Raw genomic sequence first — 25587 nt, 5'->3', positions numbered from 1 at the left:
ATTAGCCTCTGAAGCACGCGTTTGTCCCACTTCTCCTTTTGCTGCTACACACATCTGCACGCATAAAACATTACGGAATGAAGATTATGCTCAACCGAATCACCGTTCAGCTCCCGGTCGAGGGGCTGCTTTTCTGGAAACTCTCCGGGCGCGAGTCGCTGTCGGAGCCGTTTTTATTCACCCTGACGCTGCTCGGCACCGACGCACGCGCCGAGCGCAGCGCGCTGCTGGGCCAGCCGGTGACGGTGACCATCCCGACGCAGGCGCTGATGACGCCGCGCTACCTTAACGGCAAGGTCACCCGCGTGGCGGTGAGCGCGGTGGAGATGTCGGGCACCCGCTACGCGGCGTACGAGCTGACGGTGGAGCCGGACCTGTGGCCGATGCAGCGCGACCGCAACCTGCGTATCTTCCAGGGCCAGACGGTGCCGCAGATAGTGAAGACGCTGCTGGGCGAGAGCCGGGTGAACGTGGAGGAGCGGCTGTCGGGGAGCTACCGGGTGTGGGAATACTGCGTGCAGTACCAGGAGAGCAGCCTGGACTTCATGAGCCGGCTGCTGGAGCTGGAGGGCATCACCTACCACTTCCGCCACGAGCAGGACCGCCACACGCTGATTCTCACCGACGCCCCCGGCCAGTACGAGCCGTTCCCGGGCTACGAGACGATTCCGTACCACGTGACGCCGTCGGGCGGCACCACGGACGAAGAGGGCATCAGCCAGTGGGCGCTGGAGGACAGCGTGACGCCGGGCATCTACAGCCTCGACGACTACGACTTCCGCAAGCCGAACGCGTGGCTGTTCCAGGCGCGGCAGAACCCGAAATCGCCACAGCCGGGAAGCATCGACGTCTACGACTGGCCGGGGCGCTTTGTGGAGCACGGCCACGGGGAGTTCTACGCCCGCATCCGCCAGGAGCGGTGGCAGGTGGAGCACCGCCAGACGCAGGGCACGGCGACGGCGCTGGGTATCGCGCCGGGGCACACCTTTGTGCTGCGCAACGCGCCGTTCTTCGGCGACAACGGCGAGTACCTGACCACCGTCGCGCACTACCACTTCGAGGAGAACCGCTACGCGAGCGGGGCGGACAGCAACACCATTCACGAGACGCGCTTTGAGGTGATACCGGCGGACGTGCCGTACCGCCCGGCGCAGAAGACGCCATGGCCGCGCACGTACGGCCCGCAGACGGCGAAGGTAGTGGGCCCGCAGGGCGAGAGCATCTGGACGGACAAATACGGCCGGGTGAAGGTGAAGTTCCACTGGGACCGTCTGTCGAAGGGCGACGACACCAGTTCGAGCTGGGTGCGCGTGTCGAGCGCCTGGGCAGGCCAGGGCTTCGGTGGGGTACAGATACCTCGCGTGGGCGACGAAGTGGTGGTGGATTTCATCAACGGCGACCCGGACCGCCCGCTGATAACGGGGCGGGTGTACAACGAGGCGAGCATGCCGCCGTGGGAATTACCCGGTGATGCCACACGCATGGGCTTTATGACCCGCAGTAAAGACGGACATCGCGACAATGCCAGCTATCTTTTCTTTGAAGACAAGATGGGCGATGAGTTGCTGGATATGCATGCCGAGAAAAACATGAATATCTCGGTAGAAAACGACAAAACAGTCGCGATTGATGGCAGCCGCACCACGACTATCGGACGTGAGCAAAAAGATGAAGTGACGGGCGATGCTTCGTTTTACTATAAGCAGAAGCGTACGACGGTAGTCGATAATGTTGAGCTCAAAGATTTTAATAATAGCGAAATCATAAATATCAAAGAAGGTCGCAAACTGACGATCTCTGGTGGAGGTGAGTTAAATAACATTACCGGGAGCCAGACAACGACCATTGCGAAAGGTGACCAAAACACTACGATCAAGGATGGAAAGCAAGAAACCATTATTAGTACCGGTGGGCGTAATACAGAAATTAAAAATGGTGATCGTTTAATAGTTAGTAGTGGTGGTCAACATACTGAAATAAAAGGTGGCGTAAAAACAGTCATTGATGGTGGTTGGACACAGACTATAAAAACCGGTGAGACTTTGATTACATCGCCTAATAAAATAACAATAAAAAGTAGTGCTAGTGTTGAAATAGAAGCGCCGTTTTTATCAAGCGATGTAAAAGGGACGCAAATGTCTATTACGGGATTGTCGGGTGGTATAACAGGCATGTCATTTGGATTGACTGGCGTTGCCGTATCTCATAACATTGTAGATAGGTCTACAAAAAATATCGATTTGAGCGATGCAGAAGTTAAAGCTCGATTAAAAAATAAAATCGAAATCGCAAAGTCTGGTATTAAAACTTATCTTAATAACCTTTTTATTATAGGGTGAATTAAATGATTAACTCTGGTTCTGTAACAGTAATTTTAGCAATTATTATATTGGGGGGGCTTCTGTTTTCTTGTTATAACACTGGCGTTTCTTATGAGAAATTCCAAAAAGAAGGTATTCGCACAGAAGCTAAAATACTCAGTATGGAGAAAATCGGTGCTAGTGGAACAGGTAATACAAAGATGAAAATGAAGCTTCAGTTTGAATCAGAACAAGGTCCCGTCACCGTGACAGCGAAAGAGTATATATCTCCACAAAACCTGATAAAAATTATGCGGAATAATACAATATATATATATTACATGCCAAAAGATCCTAAGCAAGTTTTTCTGGTTCCGTTTGAAATGGAGTAACTTTTATAAATGGAGGGCTTCTGAATGGAACTCACAGAAAGTTTTGGCCTTATTATTACGCTCGGCGTTACTATTTTTATTATATATTTGGTTTTTCATACAGGTGTAGTACATGATGACTTTAAAAAAATGGTATTAAAACTGAAGCGGAAGTGACTAATATCAGGCAGATAGGATCATCAGGGGCTGGTTCTCCAAAATGCATTTTTTCACTACGTTTTTTTACAAAAAATAACACTGAGATTAACACTGAGCATACTGAGTTTGTATCAGTTTTGGATCTTACTGTTCTTGAAAGAGAGCGAAAGGTCGATATTTATTATAAAGAAAGCGATCCAAAAAAGGTATGGATGATTTTAAGCGAAGAAAAAGAGCGCGGACTATAAATTAATATTAAACTTAAGGACCTCTATAATAACTTTATGGAGGCCTTTTGAAATGAAAAATTTTAATGAGATGGTAATTTAAATGATGTGATAGAACATATTGGATGGCTGGTAATAACCGATGCTTTATCTTTTATGGTGTATCCAAACATGCATTCACGCCGAGAATAAGCTGATTTTAAGTAAATGAAATAAAAAATAAATGCCTTTAATCTCTTGCTAAGAATACAGTAAAGGATTCATTGACTTTGCATCGGTTCACTCTTCTTTTGTGGTTTAATTCTTGCTGTGATCTTTTATTATGTTTGATTCGTCTTCTTTTGCTAAAGGCTATGCGATTGTATTTCTGTCTGTTGTTGCAATAATAATATTAACTGTAATTGTTAAGGATATTAGAAGCAAAAAAATCAAAGATAATATTCGTCGTAATGGCATTTATGTGTTGGCTGAAATTATTAACGTAGAAAGCAATACTGGAAAAATTTCGCAGTATACAAATATAAGGTTATACTATCGATATAAAACAGAGCAAGGACGCGACATGTTAAATGAGGGTACTGCAGTAATCTTTACTTCTGATCTTAAAAAATATAGCCCCGGCGAGACTTTTCCTATTATATATAGCAAAACCAATCCAGACTTAGTCATAATTGAAATTGAAAACGCCTCTTTAAAACACAAGTAAATTTGTTTTTTATGAACGCGTAAAAGATAGCTATTTCTTCTATTTTTTCATCAATTATAATAGAGAGGGTCTGTAATTTTTCTTGTTTAATTGTTGACTGGTTAAATATCAGCCTGATTAGGCCGATTTTGGGAGTTAATATGACAATGGATGTTATTATCGCACTGTTGATGGTTGGAGTTCCGGCTTATATTGTTGGGAAGTCCTTTTATGACAATGCATTGATCGAGAAAAAAGGTACTACTATCACCGCAGTGGTTTTAAAATCGGAGCAGTTAAGCAGTAACGAAACTGGCAGTATAAACGGAGCCTTTATAGTAAAATTTAATGATGCCGAAAAAGGACCGACGATAATAGGATTCGAATCGACGATTCCCCAGTTATATGCGCCTCGTGCTCAGCCAGGATGTGAAATAAAAGTGAGGTATCTGGGGGAAGGCGACATAGTGAAAGCCTACTTCATTTTTGAATAAGGACGAAAGTAAAGAATGGACATTAAAGGCAGCGTAGGCAGGCATATTGGGAGCCTCGATTAATAGTCCGAAGTTAAGAGTGGAGTCGCCGCATTGAAATGCATAGGTGGTAAATTTGAAGTGCATATGTGATGTACATAAAGAAAAATCCGCACTTTCTCACAATATATTGCTGCTTAATAGATTTTAGTTAATCGAGGGATTATGAATACTCTATCTTATATCATGCCGAAATTAGCGTGGATCATACCTTTGGTAGCAATGTTTTTCGTTGCTTATGTTATATTTAAAAACAAGCAATCTGAGAAAATCGATGCATTTATCAAAGAAAATGGCGTTAATGTTGATGCTGTTATGGTGGAGATGGTTCCAGATAAGTACCAGAGAGTTAAAAATAAAATTGTTGCTGTAATTACAGTACAATATGAGTTTAAAGGGAAAAGCATAACCTCAAAACGTGGCCTTAGTTTTTATATAACGGACAAAGATAAATTTGAAGCTGGTAAGAAGATAAAAATAAGAATAAACCCTGGCAATCCGACACAATTTTACTACCCTGATTACCGAACATATTAAATAGAAGATTGAGCCTTATTATAAATGATCGGCTAGTTTTTTTGGTGGCTTACAGGTTGATAGAAAAAAGAACTACTGTGACGGCAGTAGTTTTAAAATCGGAGCAGTTAAGCAGTAACGAAACTGGCAGTATAAACGGAGCCTTTATTGTAAAATTCAATGATGCTGAAAAAGGGCCGACGATAATAGGATTTGAATCGACGATCCCCCAGCTATATGCGCCTCGTGTTCAGCCAGGATGTGAAATAAAAGTGAGATATCTGGGGGACGGCGACATAGTGAAGGCGAATTTCATTTTTGAATAAGGGATGAAGATAAAAAGTGCACTGGATTTTGTACGTTGTTTACGGCATTCCGATTGGGTTGTTTAGTTTTCTGATTGGTTATTTATTGATTCGGGACCGGAAGAGAAATCGCATTAAGCAGAACATACAGTGCAATGGTGTCGATACCACGGCGGTCATCACCAAAGCCCGGAGTCGTTCAGGTGGTGCGGGATGTCTCAACATTACGCTTGAAATTACCTACCGCACTGAAACAGGAGAAGAGGTTCGTAACCAAGCCGATGCAGTAATTAATGCTATGGATACGGCAAATTACCAGACCGGAAAAACCGTTGCGTTGCGCTATCTGAAAAGCGATCCGTTAAAGGTAATTTTGGATATTCCTCATCCATTGCGCCGTTGATTCACCCTTGCCGCCAGCGCGTACGGAGGCTGAGAAAGACCTCATCCTCTGGTTAACGCACTTATAAAAATAAGGCGTCAGTCATTTTCCTTCAGGGCCGTTGAGCTCTGTCTCTGCTTTCTTTGTCGTTCATAAAGGACACATGGCATGAAAATCGTTAAGCCCCTGCGCCTGAGCGTACTGAACCGGCCTTTTCGCTGGGAGGGGAAAAACTATCTGGGCGTATCGGTTATTGCCCTCGCGGACATGGGGCCCAGCCCAAAACTGCGGCCGGAGGTTGAGCTATGGCAACTGGCGGCGGGTGAGCTGCAAACCAGCGGTGGGATTATCGACATGGCCATCCCGAAAGTGCGCGCCGAGTTTCTGGCGACCGGCCATGCTTACACCCACCATCAGCAGGAAAAAACCGCGTGCGCAGTGCGTATAGATGTGGAGAACCTCAGTAAAACGCTGGCTGTCTTTGGCGATCGCTACTGGGCGGGCAGCAAAATGACGATGCCCCGACCTTTTGATGAGATGCGTCTTGACTGGAGCCGCGCCTACGGCGGCGAAGGTTATGAAGAAAACCCGCACGGCGTCGGGTTCCGGCCGGAAATCCATCAGGGGCATGAGTTTCGTCGTCTGCCGAATATCGAACCTTTCGAAGGGCGCATGATATCGCCAAAACAGAAGCCGGAGCCGGCAAGCTTCGGGCCGCTGGATATTCTCTGGCCGCGCCGGTTCGGCCGCATGGGCAAAAAGTATGACGCCAGCTGGCTGCAGAACGATTTCCCCGGCTTTGCGAAAGATATCGACTGGAAAGTGTTTAACGCCGCAAGCCCTGACCAGTGGTGGCAGGATCGGGATACGCTGCCGCCGCAGGCAAAATGGCGCATCTGGAATATGCACCCTGAAAAGCCGCTTCAGGAGGGTACGCTGCCGCCGTGGCAGGCACGCTGCTTTATCAATCGCCAGCGTGGCGATGAAACCCTTTTTGAAGAGGTGGCGCTGCGGGCGACCACCGTCTGGTTCTTCCCGCATCTCGAACAGATGATGCTGATCTGGCAGGGGCACATCCGCATTAATGAGGATGATGCGGCTGACGTGCTGCAACTCCTGCCAGCGATGGAAAAAGTGGGCGCGTCCCGTTCGGTGAATCACTACCGTAAGGTACTGGCCCAGCGCATGGATAAAGAGAAAGGGGCGCTGTTCGCCTTTCGCGAGAAAGATCTGGTGCCGGAGGATGCTATCGGCCCCTGGATTGACAGCGAAGTGGAAGAGTCCGCCAGCCCGATGCGCGACAACATGAATAATCGCGCCAGTCAGCTTCGCGAGCAGCACCGCGCCCGTATTGAAGCCAGCGGCGGTGACGTAAACGATCTGCTGGGAGATTTCGAAGAGCCCGCCATGCCGAAGCTGGATGAACTCCCCGAGTTTATCGAAAAGATGGAAAAGCAGGCCGCAGAGATGCAGGCGAAAGCCGAAGCGCGTAAGCGTGAAATGGAAGCGCGTTTTCCGCAGGGAAATAACGAAGATAACCAGCCGCGCGGCCCGGAAGCGATGCACCGTATGCAGGAGATGCTATATCGCAACCGCGACAGCCTCGGTGAGAAGAAGCTGGCGCAAAGTCGCGACGCGCTGCATCAGATGTACCTGATGTCCGTTCAGCACCAGCCGCCAGCACGCCGCCTGAAAGGCGATCTGGCGCAGATTATCCGTCAGCGCGCCGAACGCACGCTGGCGCAGGGCGGGGATTTCAGCGGTATGGATCTGACGGGCGTGGATTTCTCCGGTATGGATTTGCGTGGTGCGAATTTCAGTAAGGCGCTGCTGGAATGCGCCGACCTCAGTCAGTGCCAACTGGACGGGGCGAATTTCCACGGTGCGGTACTGGCGCGGGCCGAGCTGCATCATGCCTCACTGCGTGAGTGCAATTTCGAAGGCGCAAGCCTGTCGCTGGCCCAGTGCTGCCACAGCGATTTTAGCGGCGCACGTTTTAAAGACACGCAGTTGCAGGAGGCTCTGCTGGATGACTGCACGTTCGACGACGCCACGCTGGAAGGGCTTCTGTTACGGGAAACCTGGTTTACCCGCTGCCGGTTCCACCGGGCAACGCTCGACAGCTGCGTCTTCCTTGAGTTGACGTTGCCGGGGCTCGATTTCCAACAGGCGCGTCTGCATAAGACGACGTTTGTGAAATCAACGCTCGAAGCGGTGAATTTCAGCGAAGCGATGCTGGACGGCTGCTCCTTTGTGGAAACGCACGCCGACGAGGCCCGCTTTGTCAGCGCGACCTGGATAACCTGCGCGGCGGCATCGGAAAGTACGTTCAACCGTGCCGATTTCACCCATACGACGCTGCGGCAAAGCAACCTGCGCCAGACGGCGCTGTGTGGCGCAAGCTTTGCGCTGGCAAAACTTGAGAACACCGATCTCAGCGAAGCCGACTGCCGTGGCGCCAGTTTTGAGCGCGCCTGTATGGTGGGCAGCATGTTTATTCGTACGGATTTCCGTGGGGTGGATTTTACCAACGCCAACCTGATGGGGGCGTTGCTGCAAAAAAGCCAGCTGGGCGGTGCGGATTTCAACGGCGCTAATCTGTTCCGCGCGGATCTTTCCCAGTCGTTCACGAATGATGAGACCCGCATGAACGGCGCGTTTACCAAACGCGTAAAAACCCTGCCGAAGCGTGACGGAGAAGTGGTATGACAACGCTCAGCGCAGCGGAGCTGCAACAGAAAATCAAAAACGGCGAAGCCATCAGCGAACTCACATTAGACGGGCTCGATTTACAGGGCTGCGATTTGTCGGGAGGGATTTTTCAGGAAGTGTCGTTCACTGGCGCTAACCTTCGCGACGCAAAGCTACATGAGACGCTTTTTACCGAATGCACGTTGGATCAGGCGACTCTCAGCGGCGCGCATCTGGAGCAGACGGTCTTTAACCAGTGTGAGCTTAATAATATTCACGTGCGTGAAACGACGCTTAAAGAGTGTGTGTTCAACCAGTGCGCACTCAGTGGCAGCGATTTTTCACACAGCGCGTTGTTAAGCACGCAGTTTATGAACTGTACGCTTAACGACAGTCACTTCACGCAGGTGCAACTCGACCGTAGCGTCTTTTTTGAATCGCCACTGGAAAACGTCGTACTTAGCGGCTGCCAGAGTTTGATGGCCACGTTTTATGGCATCGATTTGCGTACCACGTCGCTGGAGCACGGCACGTTTGAGCGAACCGTCTTTTTTGACTGCGACCAGCGCGGCAAAAACTATTCGCAGCAGCAGTTTGTCGGTTGCCAGTTTACGGACTGCCAACTGGAAGGCGCGCGGTTTGAAGGCGCGCAACTGCCGCAGTGCAATTTCAAAGGCGCAACGCTTAAAGGTGCACAGCTTCAGCGCGTTAACGCCAGCCAGGCGCTGTTTATGGAAGCCGATCTGAGCGAGGCGCAGTGCCAGAACAGCGTGTTTGATCAGGCGATCTTCGTGGGCGCGACGCTGCAACAGACAGACTTCAGCCACAGCCGGTTATTCCAGTGCATTTTCCAGCAGGCGAGTGCGGCGGGTGCCCGGTTTATCCAGAGTGACCTGACCTACAGCGACTTTTCCGGTGCCGATCTGCGTCTTGCCGATTTACGCGGCGCCACTTTTTCCCGCACCCGTTTACACCGGGCGCGCCAGGACAATGCCCTGTTTTCCAATCGTCAGGGCATTCTGGAATATGACGAAGAATTATTGACGGCTGAAGCCTGGAGCGCGCAGCGCCAGAGCCGTATCTAAGGAGAGAACATGAGCAATATTAATCACAAGCTGGCCCAGACGATTACACCGCCTGTTCAGGCGTCCGGCACCGTTACCCACTGTTTCGCCGATGGCAGTCTGATGGTGGAAAGCGAAGGCCGCGGCTGGCACTGCCGCCGCGCCGCCAGTTGCGTTATCGCGCCGCAGGCGGGCGATACGGGGCTGATTGCCAGCGTCGATAATCAGCTTTGGTTGCTGGCGGTGCTGGAGCGCGCCAATCCACAAAGCGCGGAGCTTAGCGTACCGGGCGATCTGCATATCCGCAGCGCAGGTGAACTCAGCCTCAGCGGCGAGGCGCTACGCGTCAGCGCGCAGCAGGGTGACTGCCACATCAGCGAGATGAAATATAGCGGTGATAAGCTCTCGGCATGGGTAAGCCTTTCGCGCATCGTTGGCAAGCGCGCGGAGTCAGTCTGGCAGACGGTAACGCAGATAAGCCATAACCTGTTTCGCTCCACACGGCAGACAGAGCAGGTGCGCGCAGGCCAGCTGGATATGAAAGCTGAAGATTACGCACGACTGCATGCGCACAATACGGTGATTACGTCCAAAGCGATCACCAAAGTCGATTCTGAACAGATCCACATGGGGTAATCACTATGTTTGCTAACTGCCAGCTGTTTGGCATGGATTTGGCGTTTCCGGACGTCTGCCTGACGCCAATGCCTGCACCAACGCCGATCCCTTACCCTGATATCGCACTCGGCCCAACGGCCATCCCCAATGCGCTGAATATTCTCTTTATGGGCATGCCCGCGCATAACATGGCAACGGTCACGCCGCTCACCAATGGTGATAACCCAGGTGTAGCGACGGGTGTCGCCTCAGGTACGGTCATGGGACCGTCGCGCCACCTGACGGGCGCGTTTACCGTTCTGCTTAAAGGTACGCCCGCCACGCGCCTGACCAGCGTCAGCCTGCAAAACTCAACCAACGCTGTGGGGATGCGTATTGTCCCCAGCCAGTTCAAAGTGTTAATGCTCGCCCCCTGATTCGGCGACTGGTCGCTCAGAGAAAAGTCCCCGGAGCCGGGCTTTTGCTGCAGGCAGGGGCCCGGCTTTTCTGCCTGAAGCCTGTGCAGAGCGCTGTTTTTAAGACCTAAAAAACGCGGGTGACGCGTGCTTTTATACAATTGACTGGCGATGACTTACGCTATCAGAGGCAACGGAATGTTCTTTGCAGTATTTGTTTTTTTTATGGCGTGTGCGCTGTATATCATCTGGAAAGGTAAAACGTCCTTTACCCGCAGGCAGTGGCTTTTCTTTGGTCTTAAGCTTGTCGGCATTTTTATTCTTTTCGGCGTCGTCTCTTTTGTTTTTCTCGCGATGGCGCTCGTCTGGAATATTATCTCGCCTGACGCAGCTGAACATTATTCATGCACTGTGTTTCTGTCAGCCATTGTGCTGTGGGGATTACAGTTTGCTGCTGTGTGCATAAACACGCAGTTTTTTCTTATTATGAAATTTCATGAGAATTTCAATCAGGATAATTATCAGACAATACAGTCAGCCGTTAAAAATGTCCGCCCGCTGGCGCCATTACTACTCAGGGTGGCGCTTTCGCTGGGCGCCGCGCTGATTTATTACGGGATATGGCTAGACCAGTTTCATCCGCAATGACAGGGTACAGAAATGGCCCTGGCAAAAGAAAAAATAATCGTCTCTTAACGTCATCACGGTAAACAGGCAGCGCCTGGTTACTGGCCATGCGCGTATTCGCCAGTAAACCCCCTGGCGGACCTGTCATGTTCCCCTGCTATATGGACTGAAGTTATGCTCAACCGAATCACCGTTCAGCTCCCGGTCGAGGGGCTGCTTTTCTGGAAACACACCACGGTATCGGTCAGGATATCAACTGTATCGAACAACAAAAAGATGGGGACATCGCCATCATCGGGAGTCGACTGTGAAATCACTTGTAACTGGCTGTCTGGCGCTTTGTTTAATGTTCTTGGTTCAGGGGTGTAAACAGAATATGGATTTAAAATCTGAAGATTATTTTAGCGGTCAGCAACTACCCTTAGCGCGCGCGATTGAAAAGGGCGATAGTAATGAAGTCACTAAATTAGCTTCAGAAACTGACTTAAATAAGCCCGGCAAAGAGGATATGACGCTATTATTCTGGTCGGTCATGAATTCCATCAACGATAAAAAAACGCCCGAACATTTGAAGGTTATTACGGTTCTCGTAAAGGCAGGGGCAGATCCTCTCCAACCGAGACCACAGGGTAAAAGTAGCCCCGCCGAATATGTTTTAATGGCAGATAGCGGGGACTGGATCAAGGCAATGCTGGATGGCGGTTTATCGCCATATGCGAAAGATAAAACCTTTGATAAACCGATTATATTCCAGACCCTTGAAGCCAAAAAGACTGACACGCTGAAAACCATGCTGGATGCGGGTGCTAATATCAACATTACTGACTCATTGGGTAATACCTTGTTGATCGATGCACTGGATTTCCATTCCTATGACCATGTTTTGCTGCTGCTGGAAAGAGGCGCCGACCCGGAAATCAGAGCCGACAACGGCTGGACGATGGGCAACCAGCTTGAGCGTTTACTGAAGCGGGCAAAAGCGGGCAGCGACGAGTATCAAAAGCTCACTGAAATAAAAGAGAAACTGATCGAGCACGGCGGGAAGTGGCCGCCTGCCCCGGTTAAATAATCTCTGCACGGCCTTACCCGCTGACACACGCCTGCATAAGTCCCTGTTTATGCAGGCGTATTAGCCTCTGAAACACGCGTTTGTCCCACTTCTCCTTTTGCTGCTACACACATCTGCACGCATAAAACATTACGGAATGAAGATTATGCTCAACCGAATCACCGTTCAGCTCCCGGTCGAGGGGCTGCTTTTCTGGAAACTCTCCGGGCGCGAGTCGCTGTCGGAGCCGTTTTTATTCACCCTGACGCTGCTCGGCACCGACGCACGCGCCGAGCGCAGCGCGCTGCTGGGCCAGCCGGTGACGGTGACCATCCCGACGCAGGCGCTGATGACGCCGCGCTACCTTAACGGCAAGGTCACCCGCGTGGCGGTGAGCGCGGTGGAGATGTCGGGCACCCGCTACGCGGCGTACGAGCTGACGGTGGAGCCGGACCTGTGGCCGATGCAGCGCGACCGCAACCTGCGTATCTTCCAGGGCCAGACGGTGCCGCAGATAGTGAAGACGCTGCTGGGCGAGAGCCGGGTGAACGTCGAGGAGCGGCTGTCGGGGAGCTACCGGGTGTGGGAGTACTGCGTGCAGTATCAGGAGAGCAGTCTCGACTTCATGAGCCGCCTGCTGGAGCTGGAGGGCATCACGTATCACTTCCGCCACGAGCAGGACCACCACACGCTGATTCTCACCGACGCCCCCGGCCAGTACGAGCCGTTCCCGGGCTACGAGACGATTCCGTACCACGTGACGCCGTCGGGCGGCACCACGGACGAAGAGGGCATCAGCCAGTGGGCGCTGGAGGACAGCGTGACGCCGGGCATCTACAGCCTGGACGACTACGACTTCCGCAAGCCGAACGCGTGGCTGTTCCAGGCGCGGCAGAACCCGAAATCGCCGCAGCCGGGGAGCATCGACGTCTACGACTGGCCGGGGCGCTTTGTGGAGCACGGCCACGGGGAGTTTTACGCCCGCATCCGCCAGGAGCGGTGGCAGGTGGAGCACCGCCAGACGCAGGGCACGGCGACGGCGCTGGGCATCGCGCCGGGGCACACGTTTGTGCTGCGCAACGCGCCGTTCTTCGGCGACAACGGGGAGTACCTGACCACCGTTGCGCACTACCACTTCGAGGAGAACCGCTACGCGAGCGGGGCGGACAGCAACACCATCCACGAGACGCGCTTTGAGGTGATACCGGCGGACGTGCCGTACCGCCCGGCGCAGAAGACGCCGTGGCCGCGCACGTACGGCCCGCAGACGGCGAAGGTGGTGGGCCCGCAGGGCGAGAGCATCTGGACGGACAAATACGGCCGGGTGAAGGTGAAGTTCCACTGGGACCGTCTGTCGAAGGGCGACGACACCAGCTCGGGCTGGGTGCGCGTGTCGAGCGCGTGGGCGGGCCAGGGCTTTGGCGGGGTGCAGATACCGCGCGTGGGCGACGAGGTGGTGGTGGACTTCATCAACGGCGACCCGGACCGCCCGCTGATAACGGGGCGCGTGTACAACGAAGCGAGCATGCCGCCGTGGGCATTGCCGGCGGCGGCGACGCAGATGGGTTTTTTAAGCCGGTCGAAGGACGGCTCGCCGGACAACGCCAACGCCCTGCGCTTTGAGGATAAAGCGGGTGAGGAGCAGGTGTGGATCCAGGCCGAGCGCAATCTTGATACGCATGTCAAAAATGATGAGTCGCATACCGTAAACGGTGCGCGCAGCCATTATGTACGTAAAAATGAGCTGCATCGCGTAGAGGCCAATCATACTCACGCAGTTAAAGGCGGCACCGAGATCCTGACAGGTAAAGGCAAACTGGATGCTGCGGTTGAACAATATGTTCTGGCCTCAGGAACGCAACTACGTCTGGTTTGTGGCGAAAGCGCGATTGAGCTAAACGCCAACGGAAAAATAAACCTTGTCGGTAAAGATTTTAATTTCTTTGTCGAAGGGGATGGCTATATCACGACCGGCGGCAAGTTACACCTTAATACTGCCGGTACCCCACCGGGGACGACGGCACCGGGTGATAAACATAAAGAAAATATCGATGCGGCCGTAGAACAACACTTTACGCCTCAAAAGAAGAGTAAAAATTTTGCTCCGACTACAGCTTCTGGAACAAGCAGCAAAAATGGGCCAGCTTTTAAGGCAGCGGCACCTTTGAAAGGCGACTATGTTTTTAAAAACGAGCCTTCAAGCTCACAAATTATGCCTTTTAATGAAGAAGTCGTTAATGAAATTAATAAATCAGCTACGTTACAGGAGCAGATGAAGGCTTTAAAGTCCCAAGGGTGGTCGATTCTACCTGGCCCCAAAGGGGGAGGGTGTTATACAGATAATGCTAACCAACTTATTATTATGGACCCGGATTATATGGAAACGCCGGCAGATACGGTGCAAACACTGGCGCATGAGGTGGGGCACGCGACGTATCCTGTTCCTGAGGATTATTCTAGCCGGGAAAATTTTATTAATAGTCAACTTACTAATGAAGGCGGTGCAACGCTAAATAATATAAAAGTACAGCGTGAGATATTGGCCAATGGTGGTATTGACATTGGTGTTGCAGGGTCTGAAGACAATTTGGCAGCATATAATTCAATGTATGACAAAATGATGAGTGGTGAGTTATCGCGAACCGATGCTGCAAAGGCTATAGGTAAAGTTTATGGCAAAGGTGAAATAGCTTCAAGCGGTGATATTAACTATAGCGAAAAATACGGTAATTATTATGATAGTAAATTCGGAGAATAGTTTTCCATGCTATCATATATTATAACGATCATTGAGAGGTTATTATGGGAATAGCCGTGATAAAAAAAATATTGGTTATTTTTATATTCTCATCATTATATTCATTTACTTATGCAGGCCAAAAAGATATGAATCAAGATTCCTTATGGGACATTGTTAAAGCGCTAAAATCAGTTTGGGGTAAGCAAGCGAATGATGTCAGCCAGCTTCTTCGTCAGCCTCTTGTGCGAGTTCTGCCAACAGCAGATGACCGCTTCACTTCCGCACCGTTTACATTACTGGACGGCACCCGACTCAGCGGGTTGGACGTTCGCTTGTGGAATAATGGGGAAAAAACGGTTTCTATGGTTTCGTTTATAGTTGATAGTCCTTGTATAACTCTTAAGCAAGTTAAAGAATATTTCCCTGACGCTAAATTGTTTAACGTACCGAATGGGCACGCCATCGGACAAATGATAGGTTATCGGACTGCGAAAGATAGCAGAGGGCTCGCATGGGCCTTTAGCTTTCCGGAGCAGGATTCAAGATGTCTGAAACGTATTACGATGGCTAAATACGTATATTAAGGGTCACTACACATGGACGCACTTCTCATTATTATTTAACACAGTAATTTAATTACAGGCCCCACCATGAAATATACCCTTCAGGAAGGTTCGTTTTCCCTTTTTCCTGCTGCCTGGCAGGACACCAGCATGACGATGTTACGCGACGATGAGAGTGGGCTATCGTTAATTGTCAGTCGTGGCGCAATTCCGGATGACAGCGATTTCGAAAAGGAATTCCACCGCCAGTGGGAGGTGCTGCGCGCGCAAATGGGTGAAATCGAACAGAGCGATTTTTCGCGTATTGTCGTTGGGCAACCGTCGCTGCGCGCCGTTGAAGTCGAAACGGCATTTGTGCGGCAGGGGCAGCAGATCTGGCAGAAGCAGTTCGCTGTACAGGCGCCGGATGCTCCACGCCTTTTAATCTTCACCCTTTCCGCGCTGCGCCCCTTCACTGATGAAGATGCGGAACGCTGGAATACCATCAAACAAAGCCTGACGCTGCATAAATAATGGAATACATGGCATGAGCGACAAACATGCAGCCCGCCAGGGCGATAAGATCATTCACTCCAGTGTCTTTGCAGATATCACAAGCCTTGTAGCTGAAGGCATCGCGTATGCAGCCATTGGCTCAGCGGTGGCGTTTGCCGCAACGGCCGCCGCACCGCTTGTGGGTGCGGGCGCGGCGGCGGCTACCCTGACGGCGATAGGTTCCAGCTGTGCACTGAGCGGAATTATCGGTGGTATCCTGGCGAATGCCGCAGGCATCACGGATGACATCAGTAATATGGCGACGGGGATCGGCAATGCGATATTCCCGCCATCACCGGCTGGTTTCATCGCCACCGGCTCAGGCAATGTGCTGACCAACAAGCTTCCAGCCGCTCGCGCGGCAGGCGAACTGACCTCGGTCGACACGCCACCGCCGGAGCCACAAAAGCCTGCCAGCTTCGCCGATTACGGCGGCATGTTGCTCTCCGCTGCGGCGCAGTTCGGTAGCGAGATGTGGCAGCCTACCGTCGCCACTGCCGCACCCGGTACGTCGTCACTGGAACTGGATAAAGTTCTTTGTGATAAACATTCTGGCCCGCAATACCTGGCCGAAGGTTCAAAAAGCGTCTTCATTAACGGCCAGCCTGCCGTGCGCGCCAAAGACCGCACCACCTGCGAAGCCACTATCTCAGAGGAGGTATCGCCCAACGTAATCATCGGTGGCGAAACACTGACGGTGCGCGATATCAAAAGCGGTAAAACCGCAGGCCTTGCGGTGGCGATGCTTGCACTTTCGCTTATCCGTGGCCGACCCGGTAAAGTCCTCAAAAACATGCCCTGCGCCCTGGTCTCGGCAGGTGCAGGCATGCTCACAGATATGGCAATAAATGCCGTTTTCTCATCATCGCACCCGGTGCATGCCGCCACGGGTGTAAAAGTCCTGAACGACAATAATGAACTGGATTTTTCGCTGCCGGGCCGTTTTCCCCTGCGCTGGCAGCGCAGCTATAACAGCTTAACCACCCGCGAAGGATTATTTGGCCTGGGCTGGGCCACGGCATTCGACAGCTATCTGACGCTGGATGACGGCGAGGTCACCTGGTTTGACGAGACCGGGCGTGAGCTGCGCTTTACGCTGCCGCCGCTCAATCAGGCGCTATACAGTATCAGCGAAGGGCTTATCGTTCGACGCAATGAGAACGGCGATGTGGCGATCGCCGACGACGATGGCGCCGTCTGGCGTCTGTTTAAACCTACCCGCGCCAACCCTTCGGTGCTGCGTCTGGCGTCGCTGAGCGACGAATATGGCAATGCGCTGGAAACCGGCTGGGATGAGCATGGCCGCCTGGTGCGCATTCACGACGCCCCCTGCGCCATTGATGTCACGCTGCACTATGAGGATGCGCGTTTTCCACAGCGTGTCACTTCAGCCTCACATTTTGACGGCGACAAAACGTGGCCGCTGGTGACTTATCGCTATGACGTACGCGGACAACTAGCCGCAGTGACTGACGCAACCGGCATCACGACGCGCGAGTACCGCTACAACGATGCTGGTCTGATGATCTGGCACCGGTTACCCGGCGGCCTGGAGAGTGAGTATCGCTGGGAAAAATTCGATCACTGGCGCGTGGTAGAGAACCGTACCAGCACCGGCGATGGTTGCCGTATCGCTTACGATCTGGCCGCAGGGCTGACCACGGTCACGCAATACGATGGTCAGACGCGCCTGCATTACTGGAACGCGCAAGGGCTTATCATACGTTTTGTTGATGAGCGCGGCGAAACCTGGCGCTACGAGTGGAATGAACACGATCTGCTGACTCGCCGTGTCGATCCTTTGGGCAACGCGACGACGTTCGTTTATGACGACATGGGCAACCGTGTCCAGGAGGTGGATGCAGAAGGGAATACCCGCGCCACGCAGTGGCTGGAACATCGCGCATTGCCTGCGGTTATCACTGAGGCGGACGGTACCGCCACGCGCTTTTACTACGATGAACATCACGGGCTGGCGCGCATCGCCGATGCGCTCGGACAAACTACACTTTTGCGCCGCGACGAGTTTGGTCAAATTGTCGAGGAGACAGATGCCGCCGGTAACAGCCGCCGCCAGGAATACAACGACGCGGGGCAGGTTATTCGCGCGACAGACTGTTCGGGGCGCGTTACCCGTTACCGCTATCATCCGCTCGGTTGGTTAAGTACTGCTATTACGGCGGATGGCGAAGAGACCCGCTACCGCTACGACGCCGCAGGCCGTCCGATCCAGCTGGAACGCCCGGAAGGCTGGGAAGAACGCCTGTTATGGAATGCGCGCGGTCTGCCTGAAGCGCATGAAGGGGCCGACGGCAAGCGCAGCGAGTTTAGCTATGATGGCGCGGGTCGTCTTATTGCGACGTCAAACCCGCAGGGTGAAGCGGTGCGCCGCCGATGGGACAGCCGTGGCCGCCTGATTGCGCTCGAAAACGAAAAAGGCGAGGCATACCAGTTCCGCTGGGGCGCAGATTCCCGGCTGCTTGAGGAAGAAAGTTTAGACGGCGTGATTACCCGTTACGGGTATGACGCCTGCGGACGCACCATCTCGCGCACTTTCGCTGCCGGGCACCCGGAGGCGATTACCCATACTTTTGCCTGGAGCGCGGCAGGGCAGCTTCTTGCGCGCACTACGCCGGAAGGCCAGACCCGCTACGACTACACGCCAGCGGGATTAATAAGCCGTGTTGCACTGCATGCATCGCTTGCGGAAAACGTCTGGAGCCGTGAGGCGGAACAGGAACTGCGCTTTGAGTATGATGCTCTGGGGCGCGTCATCAGCGAACAGGGTGAGAACGGCGCGCTGGGCTGGACCTATGATGCGCTCGGCAACCGTACGTCCGTGCAACTGCCTGACGGACGGACGCTAAAACATCATTTCTACGGCAGCGGGCACTTGCTCTCTATCGCACTGGATAACCTGCCGGTGACCGATTTTACGCGTGATGAACTGCACCGTGAGATAAGCCGTACACAGGGGCTGCTCACGACCCGCAGCGATTATGACCGGCTGGGCCGTCTGACGCGCCGCGACGTTTTCACCGGCGATGCGCAACGCCCCGCGCCGCGCCGCTGGTCCCGCCGCTGGGATTACGACTACCGTAACAATCTCATTCGCGAGGAGCGCGACGACAATCCATTTAACTGGTATCGCTGGAAGTACGATAACGCCGGACGTCTGCTGACCCAGGACGGCACGCTGCCAGGTCAGGAGCAGTGGCAGTGGGACGCGGCGGGTAACCCGCTTGATAACAGCGCGACGCAGACGGTGCGCTTCAACCGCGTAACGCAGCTTAACGGCATTCAGTGGCGTTATGACATTCATGGCCGTACGGTAGAGAAAGACAACGGGCAGACCCGCTGGCGCTACCGCTACGACGGCGAGCATCGCCTGTCGGATGTTATCAGCCAGCCACGCGACCGCAATAAGCCGCAGGTGGAAGTCAGCTTCCGCTACGACCCGCTGGGGCGGCGCATCAGCAAGACCCGTCGTCAGTCGCTGGCGGGCCAGCCAACCGGTAAAATGGTCACCACACGCTTCGTCTGGGAAGGATTCCGGCTGCTACAGGAAATCCATGACGAGGTGCCGCTGACCTACGTTTACAGCGACCCGCACAGCTACGAGCCGCTGGCGCGCATCGACGGCACGCAGTCACCGGATATTTACTGGTTCCACAATCAGCCGAACGGCACGCCGGAGCGGCTGACCGATGTGGAAGGCAAGGTGCGGTGGGAAGGGCGAAACAGCGCGTGGGGCAAACTGGCGCATGAGTCGACGCCGCTGCCGACGGGCTATCACCAGAACCTGCGTATGCAGGGTCAGTACCTGGACCGTGAAACCGGGCTTCACTACAATCTGTTCCGCTACTACGACCCGGACTGCGGCAGGTTCACGCAGCACGACCCGATTGGACTCGCGGGGGTATTAATCTCTACCAGTTTGCACCGAATGCGCTTGGGAAAATAGACCCACTTGGATTGAAGCAAAATGAAGTAATAAGATATATGGGAAAAGCCGAAGCGATTGATGTTGCTGCTGAGCGTGGGGGTAAAGGAGGACTCATTCCTCATCACAAAGGCGCTAAGGCTGTATGGGTTAATCATGACAGTCGCCCAGGATTTAACCCGGGAGATGAAAAATATCGCGCAGTTATTACTGTAAATGATGAGGGCGTAGAAATGCTCAACAATCATAAAGATATATCTTCAGTGGATTATAAAGAAACAGGCTTAAAAGATGGGGTTTTATCTAAAGAAAATGAACCGGGCGCGAAAGGGATCGGGAAAAATATTCTCAAAGATTTCAATGATAAAATTACCTCGCTCCATATTGAGAAAAGGGATCAAAAAGGTAATTGGAAAAAATGCGGCACAAGGATTACATGATGAATTTTGAAATTTATCTCCATAAAATTAATCATTTCGTAAATGCAAGAGCTGAAATACGTACTTTTGGTGATTATGGATATTTACAAAGGGAACCCGGATTATTTCTCTTTTCATTTATGAATGAAAATGGGACGCTATGTTCCTTGAGTCGCTGGTTAGATTTTTTACCAGAAGGGGAATTTAACCGGATAATGGCAAAAGAAAAGCTAACAGAAGACGAAATTTATGCTGTTAAATTATTTCTTTCTCGATTGGGATATCTATTTCAAATTGATAATAGGCAAAGGATCGATAAAGATATATTTATATTGTATTATTTAAAGCAGCTAATTTCCTTGAAAAACGCTAACGTCGCAAATAAATTAAAGGCGCAAAACTTCTTTTTTAGATTCTTATGTTTTGAATTAGGTATAGATCACGATTCATATAACCTCCTTCATATCAATGAAGAAGGTGTTTGCTTGAAAGCAAAAGAGCGAAAAAGCATATCAATAACTCACCTTTTAAACGTTTTCTATACATCTTTAAATAAAGAAAAATATAATTTGGTAGCGGCTAAAATAAAGAAATTTCAGATGGATGCTGTATCGTTACTGGCAGACCGCGATAATAATGATTACACTTTACCCTTTGATGATGTGAATGTTTCTTTAATTGAACCGGATATTTTTATTAACACATTTAAAAGAGCCAATAAAAATCTTTATAGAGTATTAGCTGAATGCTTTGATAGATATCAATCAACGATAAATTTACTTGTCTCTAACTTTTTTTTAATGAATTATTCCTACTACATAATTAGGAAAAACCCAAGAAGGCTTTTATCGCTTAAAAAACATATGGATGATGAGCTTTTTTCTAATATTTTATCAGCTATAGTATATAGGGGAGTATTTGTAGACAGAAAGAGAATAAGTCAGCTAGAACTTAATCATTATATAAAAATCCCAGAGCGCTCAAAGTGCAGGCTTTTTAATTTGATATATCAGGTTTAAATTTACAGTATATTTTTGAGGTGTTGCATATACTGAAGGTGGTTGTTTTTATGTTAATAATAAATGTCATATAATACCTATTTCGTTAATGTGAGATAAGGTGCTACAAAATCACGCGATATGACCCGTCGTCAGTCGCTGGCGGACCAGCCAACCGGTAAAACGGTCACCACACGCTTCGTCTGGGAAGGATTCCGGCTGCTACAGGAAATCCATGACGAGGTGCCGCTGACCTACGTTTACAGCGACCCGCACAGCTACGAGCCGCTGGCGCGCATCGACGGCACGCAGTCACCGGATATTTACTGGTTCCACAACCAGCCGAACGGCACGCCGGAGCGTCTGACCGATGTGGAAGGCCAGGTGCGCTGGGAAGGGCGAAACAGCGCGTGGGGCAAACTGGCGCATGAATCGACGCCGTTGCCGACAGGCTATCACCAGAATCTGCGTATGCAGGGTCAGTACCTGGACCGTGAAACCGGGCTTCACTACAATCTGTTCCGCTACTACGACCCGGACTGCGGCAGGTTCACGCAGCACGACCCGATTGGACTCGCGGGGGTATTAATCTCTACCAGTTTGCGCCGAATGCGCTGGTGTGGGTAGATCCGTGGGGGTTAGATCGTGAATGCAGCGGAGGAGGGAAAAGCAAACCCAATTTTTACGTAGGACCAGATGGGCCTAGTGCAACGATGCCTTCAACGGCTTACCGTTATGTTCGTTATTTAAATGATGATGGAAGTTTAAATCAATGGGCCCCCGATCTTATTAAAAACAAAAATGCACCTGTAACATATTTTGGGTTCGATAAATTTGAAACAGGGAAAGCTGCAAGAGATGGGTTCCAAATAAAGGGTCCTGATAAAGTTGATCCAACATTACCTGCGGATGTTTCATGGAGTGATGCAAGATTGAGAGGTACATTTGACACTTTACAACTCTATGAGAATGGGCGACCGCAAGTAAGGCATCCAAGGATGTTTGGTGACGAAGCTGGGGCACCATTGGAACCTTTTACTGCTGCTTATCCTGAATATGGAAAAGGTGGCGTGCAACAGATGCATGCTGACAAGCGTAAAATTTATTTTGATGAAATTGATATATTGCCGGAGGAGTGAATGGATTATAGCTCATATAATGAAGTGCTGGATTATCTCAAGTCTTTTTTTTCCAGCAGGGTTAAGTCATTGGCTTACCGAGAGGAATTAGATAAGCTGATAGAAGGGTCTCGCTCAAATAAAACAGTAACGATAAGAGCTATTTATCAGCTTTATATGAAATACATAGCTGAAAATCGAGGCGATGTTAAAGAAATTCCGGGTGAGAAAGAGCTTTGGATAAATCTCTTGGATCACTGGCAATAACAATAAAATAAAGGAATTCTATATCTTTATCGGAGGTTGATGCTGTGAGTGTATTTCTAAATTTACCTTGACTCCTAGAGTCTTTATAAAATTGGCTGCGCAGGACGACCGCTGACGAAGGTATACAATGAAAATGAACCGGGCGCGAAAAAGAACGAGGAAACGTAGTCGTTTGATTGATAGAGTGTGAATTTTAACAAGTAGACAATGTTGCAAAGAATAAATGGATTCAAAATCAGTATAAAGAACTCTATTGTTAAGTTGGCTGAGAATTTCAAGTTAAATAATCAAAGCATGGGAGTGGTTGATTATACAGATCATGATAATAATTTAGAGAGTACCCTTTCTCTAAGAGGAGAGATTGAGTTTTTTTACCATCATTTAACCTTAAAAGATAAATCGACACTGGATGGCGTTTTCTTTATGCATTTTATCGAGCCGTCTGAATTAAAGAGGATATTGTCAGGCTGAAATACAGGTGATAACACCTGGAATGAAACGTATATTATTTTTGCTGAAAGAAACGGTGATGTTCTTTTTTGCGATACAACATCTGATGCATGCGCTGTATATGGGAGTATCCAAAAAAGGCATTTTATTATAGCTGATTCGTTATAACCTTCTTGGATAGATTAAATTCAGCAGTAGATATCGAACGTGATAAATATAACGGTGAGGTTTTTGATGAAGATTTTAATGTTGAAGCATCATTCATAGGTGATATTAAAGATATGCTATCTAAAAAATTAGATGAAAAAGAAGCTGAAGGATTTATGAGATTTTTCTTTGGTTAGCTTTAATCTACATTAAACTAAAATAACTGCAAGCTAAAATATAACACTCTTGATTTTATAAGTATGAGCGTTTTAAATGAGTTGTTATCAATCAACTTATTAAACATAGTATGCAATAACTAATCCAGCATGGTGCACTTGGTGGTATGGATGTGCCAAGTATTCCCGTAAAAGTAGATAAGGTGAAACCAAGAAAATATCCTAATCGACAGTTGATTATTTAAAAGCAATCCAGAGGTTCAAAAGTTTGGCGCAACCCAGCACGCTTTTAAACTTTGTTCAATTTCCATCAGAGTCTGCGTTTTGATACTAGAAAAATGATGGGTGGGGAAATTTAACTTTAGAGGCCGGGAAATAAATAGCTAGCTGCTTGGCCAAGATATTGTAATGGGTATAAGAAATGGAATCCTTAGGTTAAAGAAGTACAAGGTTATCTCAAGACGAGGTAAATATGAAAGAGCTACAATATGCAGTTGATAATGTCAACTTGATTAATAAAATAGAAATACAAACTAGTAAAGAGGTTTTCGACATTTCTTCGCATCTCAACTATACCTTTAAAGGTAAAGTGGCAATTAATGTTGAGGCGGTTGAGTCGGGAAGTCTTTCTTTTTTAGAAAAATATGTGGACAATTTTGAGCCTATTTTAGAATCAGAAATTATAACTAATAAACCGTTCAATGTAACCATTAATGGCGCGATAGGAGAGGAGGTTATTTTTGGTAATCAGCAAGAATTGAATGTCCCTGTTTATAAGATAGGCGCTTATTTATATGAAGATGTTCCTCATGCCGGTGAGGAAGTAACTTTCTCAAGTAAAAAAGAATTATTAGAGCGAGCCAGTATTCTTAATATTCATTTGGTTTTCAAAAAAGCAGATGATAAATCCCTTCGCCCTTTTAAAAAAGAGAATGATTTAGTTCGTTATTGTGGTGGGCTGAGTGAGCTAGGTTTTATGCTTGCAGATATAGAATTATTAAAAATATTCCTGGAGAACAAGGAGTTTAATAATGATCTTATTGAAGAATTTACAACGACAGAATTAGCAAATGATATATTTAATGAAGGTTTAATGGTTCTGTCATGGGGCAACACGCCATGGGTTTATTATATTCTTTCTTGTTGTGAAAGTAATATGCAGTCTCCATTTATAGGGGATGAAACTCCTTATAATGGCAAGTACTATCTAAAGGAAGATATTAAAGAGGTAAGTGTAATTCCGGGGCATGCTTTGAGAAATTGGGAGGAACTAACTAAAGTCAATTGGCCGAAAATCACGATAAAAGGCAAAGGAGATTTTATTTCTTTAAAACTTTATGTGAAAAGTGCCCTTTCACAGAGCGATTCCAATTACCCTATTCCGACTTTTACAATTACAAGAGAAGACAAGGATCCAGTGTCAGAACCTCTGCTTCAATCTTACATCTTCCCCTAAAATATCAAAATTAAGTGTAGGCCAGTTATCAAATCTGGCCATCTAATAAATAAAAATTGAATGGTTGCGGATGCAAATTTGTTTAACTCTTTTTACTGTTGCTGATGATAACACGACAGTGTTATTCCTGTGCTGACGCAGACGGTGCGCTTCAACCGCGTGACGCAGCTTAACGGCATTCAGTGGCGTTACGACATTCACGGCCGCACGGTAGAGAAAGACAACGGGCAGACCCGCTGGCGCTACCGCTACGACCGCGAGCACCGCCTGACAGACGTTATCAGCCAGCCACGGGACCGCAATAAGCCGCAGGTAGAAGTCAGCTTCCGCTACGACCCGCTGGGGCGGCGCATCAGCAAGACCCGTCGTCAGTCGCTGGCGGACCAGCCAACCGGTAAAACGGTCACCACACGCTTCGTCTGGGAAGGATTCCGGCTGCTACAGGAAATCCATGACGAGGTGCCGCTGACCTACGTTTACAGCGACCCGCACAGCTACGAGCCGCTGGCGCGCATCGACGGCACGCAGTCACCGGATATTTACTGGTTCCACAACCAGCCGAACGGCACGCCGGAGCGTCTGACCGATGTGGAAGGCCAGGTGCGGTGGGAAGGGCGAAACAGCGCGTGGGGCAAACTGGCGCATGAATCGACGCCGTTGCCGACAGGCTATCACCAGAATCTGCGTATGCAGGGTCAGTACCTGGACCGTGAAACCGGGCTTCACTACAATTTATTCCGCTACTACGACCCGGACTGCGGCAGGTTCACGCAGCATGACCCAATTGGTCTGGCGGGCGGTATTAATCTCTACCAGTTTGCACCGAATGCGCTGGGGGGTGGATTCGTGGGGGGC

General features: G+C 50.0%; 22 protein-coding genes and 3 pseudogenes. All 25 read left to right on the top strand.

Going from position 1 to position 25587, the window contains the following annotated elements:
• Window positions 1–86: 86 nt before the first annotated feature.
• On the top strand, window positions 87–2339 hold the full coding sequence (tssI, locus tag BJP61_RS00715) for a type VI secretion system tip protein TssI/VgrG (RefSeq protein WP_171997601.1): 2253 nt from the start codon (window positions 87–89) through the stop codon (window positions 2337–2339).
• A 5-nt stretch (window positions 2340–2344) separates the two neighbouring features.
• Window positions 2345–2692: a DUF3592 domain-containing protein gene (locus BJP61_RS00710; RefSeq protein ID WP_105660850.1), complete on the top strand. Its 348-nt coding sequence runs from the start codon at window positions 2345–2347 to the stop codon at window positions 2690–2692.
• Between the two features lie 152 nt (window positions 2693–2844).
• Window positions 2845–3078, top strand: coding sequence for a hypothetical protein (locus tag BJP61_RS21620; RefSeq protein ID WP_255485433.1), 234 nt, complete (start codon window positions 2845–2847; stop codon window positions 3076–3078).
• Window positions 3079–3379: 301 nt separating this feature from the next.
• Window positions 3380–3763: a DUF3592 domain-containing protein gene (locus BJP61_RS00700; protein ID WP_171997599.1), complete on the top strand. Its 384-nt coding sequence runs from the start codon at window positions 3380–3382 to the stop codon at window positions 3761–3763.
• Window positions 3764–3903: 140 nt separating this feature from the next.
• A complete protein-coding gene (locus BJP61_RS00695) occupies window positions 3904–4236 on the top strand; it encodes a hypothetical protein (RefSeq protein ID WP_171997597.1) in 333 nt (110 codons plus the stop codon).
• 204 nt (window positions 4237–4440) lie between these two features.
• Window positions 4441–4812 (top strand): hypothetical protein, encoded by a 372-nt coding sequence (locus BJP61_RS00690; protein WP_171997595.1) that lies wholly within the window; start codon window positions 4441–4443, stop codon window positions 4810–4812.
• A gap of 321 nt (window positions 4813–5133) precedes the next feature.
• The gene (locus BJP61_RS00685; RefSeq protein WP_171997593.1) at window positions 5134–5499 is read left to right on the top strand and encodes a DUF3592 domain-containing protein; all 366 of its coding nucleotides are present in this window, start codon (window positions 5134–5136) and stop codon (window positions 5497–5499) included.
• 147 nt (window positions 5500–5646) lie between these two features.
• Window positions 5647–8187 (top strand): DUF2169 domain-containing protein, encoded by a 2541-nt coding sequence (locus BJP61_RS00680; protein WP_171997591.1) that lies wholly within the window; start codon window positions 5647–5649, stop codon window positions 8185–8187.
• Window positions 8184–9254, top strand: coding sequence for a pentapeptide repeat-containing protein (locus BJP61_RS00675; RefSeq protein ID WP_171997589.1), 1071 nt, complete (start codon window positions 8184–8186; stop codon window positions 9252–9254). Before BJP61_RS00680 ends, BJP61_RS00675 begins: the two co-directional genes overlap by 4 nt.
• Before the next feature lie 9 nt (window positions 9255–9263).
• A complete protein-coding gene (locus BJP61_RS00670; RefSeq protein ID WP_171997587.1) occupies window positions 9264–9869 on the top strand; it encodes a DUF3540 domain-containing protein in 606 nt (201 codons plus the stop codon).
• A 5-nt stretch (window positions 9870–9874) separates the two neighbouring features.
• Complete coding sequence (locus BJP61_RS00665) at window positions 9875–10267, top strand: DUF4150 domain-containing protein (protein ID WP_007679141.1); 393 nt, start codon at window positions 9875–9877, stop codon at window positions 10265–10267.
• A gap of 177 nt (window positions 10268–10444) precedes the next feature.
• Window positions 10445–10894, top strand: coding sequence for a hypothetical protein (locus tag BJP61_RS00660; protein WP_105632240.1), 450 nt, complete (start codon window positions 10445–10447; stop codon window positions 10892–10894).
• A gap of 286 nt (window positions 10895–11180) precedes the next feature.
• The gene (locus BJP61_RS00655) at window positions 11181–11942 is read left to right on the top strand and encodes an ankyrin repeat domain-containing protein (RefSeq protein ID WP_171997585.1); all 762 of its coding nucleotides are present in this window, start codon (window positions 11181–11183) and stop codon (window positions 11940–11942) included.
• A gap of 145 nt (window positions 11943–12087) precedes the next feature.
• Window positions 12088–14679, top strand: coding sequence for a type VI secretion system tip protein TssI/VgrG (tssI, locus tag BJP61_RS00650; RefSeq protein WP_171997583.1), 2592 nt, complete (start codon window positions 12088–12090; stop codon window positions 14677–14679).
• A 44-nt stretch (window positions 14680–14723) separates the two neighbouring features.
• Window positions 14724–15245 (top strand): hypothetical protein, encoded by a 522-nt coding sequence (locus tag BJP61_RS00645; protein ID WP_255485430.1) that lies wholly within the window; start codon window positions 14724–14726, stop codon window positions 15243–15245.
• Window positions 15246–15311: 66 nt separating this feature from the next.
• Window positions 15312–15737 carry a DcrB-related protein gene (locus BJP61_RS00640; protein WP_038875639.1) on the top strand — a complete coding sequence of 142 codons (426 nt, stop codon included), beginning with the start codon at window positions 15312–15314 and terminating at the stop codon, window positions 15735–15737.
• A gap of 13 nt (window positions 15738–15750) precedes the next feature.
• Window positions 15751–19736 (top strand): annotated as a pseudogene (locus BJP61_RS00635) (DUF6531 domain-containing protein); the annotation flags it as partial.
• A gap of 24 nt (window positions 19737–19760) precedes the next feature.
• Window positions 19761–20141 carry a hypothetical protein gene (locus BJP61_RS21615; RefSeq protein WP_255485538.1) on the top strand — a complete coding sequence of 127 codons (381 nt, stop codon included), beginning with the start codon at window positions 19761–19763 and terminating at the stop codon, window positions 20139–20141.
• Window positions 20138–21139 (top strand): hypothetical protein, encoded by a 1002-nt coding sequence (locus BJP61_RS00630; RefSeq protein WP_171997581.1) that lies wholly within the window; start codon window positions 20138–20140, stop codon window positions 21137–21139. The genes BJP61_RS21615 and BJP61_RS00630 overlap by 4 nt, the downstream gene beginning before the upstream one ends.
• Window positions 21140–21250: 111 nt before the next feature.
• A pseudogene (locus BJP61_RS21610) lies at window positions 21251–21759 on the top strand (RHS repeat-associated core domain-containing protein); the annotation flags it as partial.
• Complete coding sequence (locus BJP61_RS21605) at window positions 21736–22257, top strand: hypothetical protein (RefSeq protein ID WP_255485529.1); 522 nt, start codon at window positions 21736–21738, stop codon at window positions 22255–22257. The pseudogene BJP61_RS21610 and the gene BJP61_RS21605, both read left to right, overlap by 24 nt.
• On the top strand, window positions 22258–22503 hold the full coding sequence (locus BJP61_RS00620; protein WP_105720452.1) for a hypothetical protein: 246 nt from the start codon (window positions 22258–22260) through the stop codon (window positions 22501–22503).
• 623 nt (window positions 22504–23126) lie between these two features.
• Complete coding sequence (locus BJP61_RS21600; protein WP_171997579.1) at window positions 23127–23297, top strand: hypothetical protein; 171 nt, start codon at window positions 23127–23129, stop codon at window positions 23295–23297.
• Window positions 23298–23748: 451 nt separating this feature from the next.
• Entirely contained in the window at window positions 23749–24732 is a 984-nt protein-coding gene (locus BJP61_RS00610) for a hypothetical protein (RefSeq protein ID WP_161580526.1), read from the top strand.
• 153 nt (window positions 24733–24885) lie between these two features.
• A pseudogene (locus BJP61_RS00605) lies at window positions 24886–25569 on the top strand (RHS repeat-associated core domain-containing protein); the annotation flags it as partial.
• Window positions 25570–25587 lie beyond the last annotated feature (18 nt).

Origin of the sequence: Cronobacter sp. JZ38, from assembly GCF_008932145.1 — a bacterium.
GTDB classification, from domain to species: Bacteria; Pseudomonadota; Gammaproteobacteria; order Enterobacterales; family Enterobacteriaceae; genus Cronobacter; species Cronobacter muytjensii.
The sequence above is the reverse complement of the archived record's forward strand: the minus strand, read 5'-3'. Positions and strand labels throughout refer to the sequence as shown.

Coding starts and splice junctions, on each gene's coding strand:
- tssI (WP_171997583.1), top strand. CDS start 12,088: ATGCTCAACCGAATCACCGTTCAGCTCCCGGTCGAGGGGCTGCTTTTC.
- BJP61_RS00710 (WP_105660850.1), top strand. CDS start 2,345: ATGATTAACTCTGGTTCTGTAACAGTAATTTTAGCAATTATTATATTG.
- BJP61_RS00670 (WP_171997587.1), top strand. CDS start 9,264: ATGAGCAATATTAATCACAAGCTGGCCCAGACGATTACACCGCCTGTT.
- BJP61_RS00695 (WP_171997597.1), top strand. CDS start 3,904: ATGACAATGGATGTTATTATCGCACTGTTGATGGTTGGAGTTCCGGCT.
- BJP61_RS00700 (WP_171997599.1), top strand. CDS start 3,380: ATGTTTGATTCGTCTTCTTTTGCTAAAGGCTATGCGATTGTATTTCTG.
- BJP61_RS00640 (WP_038875639.1), top strand. CDS start 15,312: ATGAAATATACCCTTCAGGAAGGTTCGTTTTCCCTTTTTCCTGCTGCC.
- BJP61_RS00660 (WP_105632240.1), top strand. CDS start 10,445: ATGTTCTTTGCAGTATTTGTTTTTTTTATGGCGTGTGCGCTGTATATC.
- BJP61_RS00680 (WP_171997591.1), top strand. CDS start 5,647: ATGAAAATCGTTAAGCCCCTGCGCCTGAGCGTACTGAACCGGCCTTTT.
- BJP61_RS00630 (WP_171997581.1), top strand. CDS start 20,138: ATGATGAATTTTGAAATTTATCTCCATAAAATTAATCATTTCGTAAAT.
- tssI (WP_171997601.1), top strand. CDS start 87: ATGCTCAACCGAATCACCGTTCAGCTCCCGGTCGAGGGGCTGCTTTTC.
- BJP61_RS00610 (WP_161580526.1), top strand. CDS start 23,749: ATGAAAGAGCTACAATATGCAGTTGATAATGTCAACTTGATTAATAAA.
- BJP61_RS00675 (WP_171997589.1), top strand. CDS start 8,184: ATGACAACGCTCAGCGCAGCGGAGCTGCAACAGAAAATCAAAAACGGC.
- BJP61_RS00620 (WP_105720452.1), top strand. CDS start 22,258: ATGGATTATAGCTCATATAATGAAGTGCTGGATTATCTCAAGTCTTTT.
- BJP61_RS00690 (WP_171997595.1), top strand. CDS start 4,441: ATGAATACTCTATCTTATATCATGCCGAAATTAGCGTGGATCATACCT.
- BJP61_RS21615 (WP_255485538.1), top strand. CDS start 19,761: ATGGGAAAAGCCGAAGCGATTGATGTTGCTGCTGAGCGTGGGGGTAAA.
- BJP61_RS00645 (WP_255485430.1), top strand. CDS start 14,724: ATGGGAATAGCCGTGATAAAAAAAATATTGGTTATTTTTATATTCTCA.
- BJP61_RS00665 (WP_007679141.1), top strand. CDS start 9,875: ATGTTTGCTAACTGCCAGCTGTTTGGCATGGATTTGGCGTTTCCGGAC.